5 protein-coding genes and 1 pseudogene are annotated in these 4,995 nt (G+C 68.5%); 5 read left to right on the forward strand and 1 reads right to left on the reverse strand.

The genetic code is table 11. The features are described from left to right. The 5 genes and pseudogenes from HUU95_RS08210 to HUU95_RS08230 all read left to right on the forward strand — a co-directional run. Positions 1-414 (forward strand): annotated as a pseudogene (locus tag HUU95_RS08210) (hypothetical protein); the annotation flags it as partial. Positions 415-566: 152 nt separating this feature from the next. Beyond that, positions 567-821, forward strand: a complete 255-nt coding sequence (locus tag HUU95_RS08215) for a hypothetical protein (protein ID WP_254602690.1) — start codon at positions 567-569, stop codon at positions 819-821. 51 nt (positions 822-872) lie between these two features. After that, the gene (locus HUU95_RS08220; RefSeq protein WP_174279675.1) at positions 873-1,403 is read left to right on the forward strand and encodes a hypothetical protein; all 531 of its coding nucleotides are present in this window, start codon (positions 873-875) and stop codon (positions 1,401-1,403) included. Beyond that, on the forward strand, positions 1,400-2,737 hold the full coding sequence (locus HUU95_RS08225) for a hypothetical protein (protein ID WP_174279676.1): 1,338 nt from the start codon (positions 1,400-1,402) through the stop codon (positions 2,735-2,737). Before HUU95_RS08220 ends, HUU95_RS08225 begins: the two co-directional genes overlap by 4 nt. 170 nt (positions 2,738-2,907) lie before the next feature. Next, positions 2,908-3,192: a hypothetical protein gene (locus HUU95_RS08230; protein ID WP_174279677.1), complete on the forward strand. Its 285-nt coding sequence runs from the start codon at positions 2,908-2,910 to the stop codon at positions 3,190-3,192. 73 nt (positions 3,193-3,265) lie between these two features. Here the strand turns inward: HUU95_RS08230 and HUU95_RS08235 are convergent, their stop codons facing one another. Further along, on the reverse strand, positions 3,266-4,201 hold the full coding sequence (locus HUU95_RS08235; protein WP_174279678.1) for a GGDEF domain-containing protein: 936 nt from the start codon (positions 4,199-4,201) through the stop codon (positions 3,266-3,268). Between the last annotated feature and the right edge of the window lie 794 nt (positions 4,202-4,995).

The raw sequence follows: 4,995 nt of genomic DNA on the forward strand, positions 1-4,995 counted from the left end.
GACGAGATCAGGCGCTTCCCCGCGCTGCTCGTGTTCGCGATTGGCGGGGTGGCCTATGATACGGCCGCCAAGGACCGGTTCCACACGGACGGCCGCAGGGCGCTGCGGCTGCTGGCGCAGGCCCTGGGCCTTGCTCCCGACGCCCACTCCGTCTCGTCGTGGATGGGCGACGCCTCGGAGTCCGGGGCCGTGACGTTGGCGAGCGACACCTTGTCGGTGACGCTCCGGGTAGGTGGTCGCTACGGAGGCCGCGAACTGGTCTATCGCGTGATCCGGGACGGCGTGGAGCAGCCTCCCCGCTTCGCCACCATCCACACCCTGCTCGACCCGCGGCGGTTCGCCGACCGGCTGCGGCGCGAGCTCGTGCTGGAGCGCGCGGGGGCAACGCCGGCGCAGAAGCTGCTCACGGCCTGACCGCCGTCGTCCCCCCTTCGGCGATCGCTGTTGGGCGTCGCTTCGATCCTCGATCGCTGGTAGATTTCGATCACTGGAGGCCTGCAATGAGCCGTCATGTCTTTCCTGGGCACACCGGCGCGACGTCGGTCGCGCTTGGATGGGATCGCCCATTGAACTCGTTCTTCGTCCAGGTCTTCCGCCCCGACCCCGGTGCGGAGGGCGAGGAGACGAGCTTCATCTGGAAGGGCACCGCGCCCGGCGAGCTTCCTAGCCCCGCCGCGGCGATCGAGATCGCCCGCCCGTGGGCGAACCTCCCCGACGACATCGCCCGCACGCTGGAGCTCGACCGCCTGAAGACCAGCGCGACGGGCGACGGCGTCGCCCAGGTCGCGACCAAGCGCTGGGTCCAGCGCGACCGGGACTAGGAGGCGAGGGGGCAGAGGAAGGCGATCCGTTCCGGATCGTCGGAGATCCCCATGCCCACCATCATCGACCTCGGCGGTGCGCCCGCCGAGGCGGAGTGCGCCCAGCTCGGCCACACGACCGGCTTCGCCGCGGTGAACAGCTTCGAGGTCGAGGTCTACCGGCTCGCGATCGTCGCGCGCTTCGGCCCCCCGCCCGAGGGCTGCAGGCTCGCCGAGCTGGCGAACCATCACGACTTCGGCACCTACCGGACGCTGACCCTCCGGGTCGCCGACGACGCCGGCCCGGAGGCGCTGGCCTACGCCGACCTGGTCGAGCCGGGCCTCGGCACATGGTTGGAGGCCGGGTTCACCCCGCCGGTGACCTACTCGGGCGAGACAGCGATCATCCCGCGCAAGGATCTGGTCGAGATCGTGATCGGCGCGCTCCAGACGTGCCGGCCCGACGCTCACGGCCGGTTCCCGTTGCCCGACTTCGAGGCGATCCACGGCAACCTTTCCCGCGCCTTCCCGCAAATAGCGGAAGCCGCCCGCGCGCGCATGTCCGCCGTGCCGTCGTCGCCTAACTCAACGGTGGTCGAGTGACTGGGGCGGCCGCCCGCCTCGCCGATGCGAACGATTTCGCCCCCGGCGACGCCGCGACCTGGGTCGCCCGAGGCCGCAGCCCCGAACACGCCGAGGCGCTCGCCAAGGCCTGGCGAGACTTCCCCGATCTACCGGCTGACCGCCCGCTCGACGAGCGCATGACACGGACGCGGGAGCGCGTCGTCGCCATACGGCCCGTACACGACGCCATCGCGGCCGACGGCGAGGCCAAGCGCCGGGCGCGCAATTTCGCCTTTATGGAAGGCAAGGCGCAGGCCGGCACGATCAGCGATCGTGACCTCGCGATCCTGCATGGCCGCGATCGCCACGGCTACGGCTGGGACGACGCGGTGCGCTACGCCGGCGGGTGGTACGCGGCACACGCCGGCTGGGCCTACGATCCCCGCCCGCACCTCACCTCACGCCACGGCCGGGATGCCGGCAGGGAGGCCTATGACCGCGGCTTCGCCGATGGCGGGGGCGCGCCTGCCGACCTGTTCGACGTCGCGCGCCGTCAGATCGAGGCGAGCACGCGCGCGAGCAACCACCCGGTCCCGGCGCCGCCGGCGCGACCGGCACGCCCCCTGCCCAGCAGTTGGCCCCTGCCGACCGACCAGCCGCGCCCGAGCCGCTGGTCGCGACGCTTGCTGATCCTCTCCCAAGGCGAGGCACGGGGCTGGCCTACCCGTGCGAGACAGCCGTCGCCGGGGCCGATGGAGCTCCTTGCCGGCCTCCCGGACGCGGCCGGCATGACCATCGTCATGCTGATCGCCGAGCGCGGCTTCGTCGATGCGAGGACCACGGAGTTCACGACGTCGGAGCCCGCCGCTGGCTGGGCCGATCGCCTGATCGCGTTGCCGTCGCTGGCAGCATCGCTCCGGTCCCTCATCGATGGGCGCGACTTCGACGACATCCTGGTCACCGCGCAAGGCGACTACCTGCGCGTCGTGGACGCGGCGTCGAGCGTCCTGCCGCTGTGCCGGACCATGGAGCGGACGCGCAACACGCCCCTGCAGCAGCGCGCCCACTTCCGCACCTGGGTCGAGCGAGGCCGGTCGGGTGATGGCAACCGCGGCGCCGGCCACATCCGCTGGAGCAAGCTGGCCAAGGGCCTCTCGGGCAAGCTCGGCGAGTTCACCGCTCGCGTTGGATCGTCCCGACCGGGGCATGGCCACAGCATCCTGATCGAGCTGGCGGACGGTGTGCCGGCCTTCGGCTTCGTAGCGGCCGACGGCCGACCGCTCAATCCCGAGATCGTCATCGGCAACAAGGCGACCATGCGCCAGCACATGGCACTCGCGTTGCGCAGCTTCACCGGCGCGACCCGCACTTGAGGACCAAGAGACTTCGGTTGCGTAGAATATACTTCCATCTCCTCAAACACCGCGATCTATCGATAGACCACACGCCGCGTGTCGAGCCTGCCATTAAGGAAAAGCAGAGAGGGGATGTGAGGATGCGAGCCGGCCTTGGTGGCTGTGCTTTGCAATCAGGGAGCACCCCAATGCGCAGCATCCTCGCCTTCTACGAGATCGATCGCGAATACGGCGGAGCCGAAGAGGGCGGCTGGTACTTCGATTCCGGCACGTTCGTCCGCGCCATCGCGGTCCATTTCAACGACGCGGACGCCGTTCGTGCTATGCGCCGCGCCAACCGGCTACTGGAGAGGCTGCAGCGGCACAAACCGAGGGTCGACTCCTGCCTCTACGCAGGCGGTCGCCACCGCGCCTTCAGCTTCACCGGCGTGCCGCCCGAGCGTTTTCCCGCCGAGCGCCCCCGCTACGACTGACGCCGCCTGACGACGTCCTCTACTGAACCAGGAAAGGCCGCCGACCTCGTACCGCGATCCGCAGAACGTCGCCTCACACACCTACGATCGGCGCTTCGGCAATCGTGCGATCGCGACCTTGCGACTTCGCTTGGTAGAGGAGCGCGTCGGCCGCAGCGATCAGCTGCTCGGCGCTGCGGCCCCGACTGGAAGCGATGCCGGCAGAGAACGTCACGCGACCAAGCGGCTGATCGGTCTCCCGCAGCTTCATCTGGCGCTGCCCGATGGTTGCTCGTGCCTGCTCGATCTTGGCAACCGCATCGGCCAAGCTGACGCGCTGGAAGAGAACGACGAACTCCTCCCCACCCCAGCGGCCGACATGGTGAGGGGCGCAGGTCTCGCTCAACCACGCCGCGACAGCCTTCAGCACACGATCGCCGACGCCGTGCCCATGTGCGTCGTTGATGGCCTTGAACCGGTCGATGTCGACGAACGCGAAACAGCATCCTCCCTCGCGCGCGAGCAGTTCCAACAGCCGCTCCTCGGTCGCCCCGCGGTTGGCGAGCCCGGTCAAGTGATCGCGACTAGCCTCGTCTCGAGCGGCATTCAGCTCTTCGCGAAGCCGCTGAGCCTGAGCAGTCGCTTCGGCTAGCTGGCCCTCCGTTTTCGTCGTTCGATCAATCATCGCGGCGATCACGGCGCGGATGCTCGGAACGTCGGCGCTGAGCAGGGAGGAAGAAGCCTGGACCAGATCGCGATTGAGGGTCCCGGTGGCGGCAAGGGTGTCGCTGACGATGTCCAGGAAGCGCAACGTCAACCGATCGAGCCCGCTATTCTGCGCCCCGTCGGTAGGCGTCGAGGCCGAGAACAGTAACCGCATCACCTCAGAAGGCGTGATGCGAACGCCGCCGTCGATGATGCCTGCCACCTCCCTCGCGAACCCAGGATCGCTGGCGAAGAGGTAGCGATGGGCGAAGGTGTAGTGGTCGGGGCTATGGTCGAGCCGGTGGTCGTCGAGGAACTTCAGCACCTCCGACCCGGACCGTTCACGTCGCTTACGCGCAGTCATTCCAGCGTCCCCCACTCACTACGCGGGATGCCAGTCGAACGGTGGCGGTTCTTCACCGAAGAGCCTTCGGCATAACGATTGCACCTCCGGCATATCCCACATCGCCTTTGCCTCTTCGATCGTCCCAGGTTGCCGTATCCCGGTAAGCTCGTTGATCGCCTCTTGAAGGTAGATAGCGGGACGGTGCGCGTCGACACCGTCCAGGATAACGAGGGCCCGCCGGGCGAGGTCTAGAGCTTCCGCCATCTGCGCTGCTCGATGGTCCATCGCATCTCCCCAGGAAGCCGGCGGCGCGCCCAAGCGGCGCGCCGTCGCTTCGGAACCGGGTGTTGGAAACCTGGGATCAGCCAGGCGCGAACGCCTTTGGGCCGAGTGGCCTTGGACATACGCGTCCGCCACCCGGTCGATCGAACCGGCTTTGATCCTCTGAGGTTTCCACGCCCCAGCCACGTCTCCGCAGTGGGCAAGGGCTACCAACGAGTGCGCTCGCCGCGCAAGCGCCGATCCATTCAGATCGGACCCTTCACCCCTGTCCTCGATCTCGGAGACCCGAGACCCACTAATCGCAGCCCGAGGCCGCAGAGCGGAGGGAGGAGGGGAGCGGCGACTGCGAGGACTGATCCCCGCAGGCCCAGGAGGTCGCCATGCTCCCCGCCACCATCGCCACCGCCGTCGCGCCCGAGACCATCACCAAGGTCAGCCGCCTGTTCAACGGCTCGGCGCACGACATCCTCAACGAGCTGCTGCAGAACGCC

It is taken from the genome of Sphingomonas bacterium, assembly GCF_903643065.1.
GTDB lineage: Bacteria > Pseudomonadota > Alphaproteobacteria > Sphingomonadales > Sphingomonadaceae > Sphingomonas.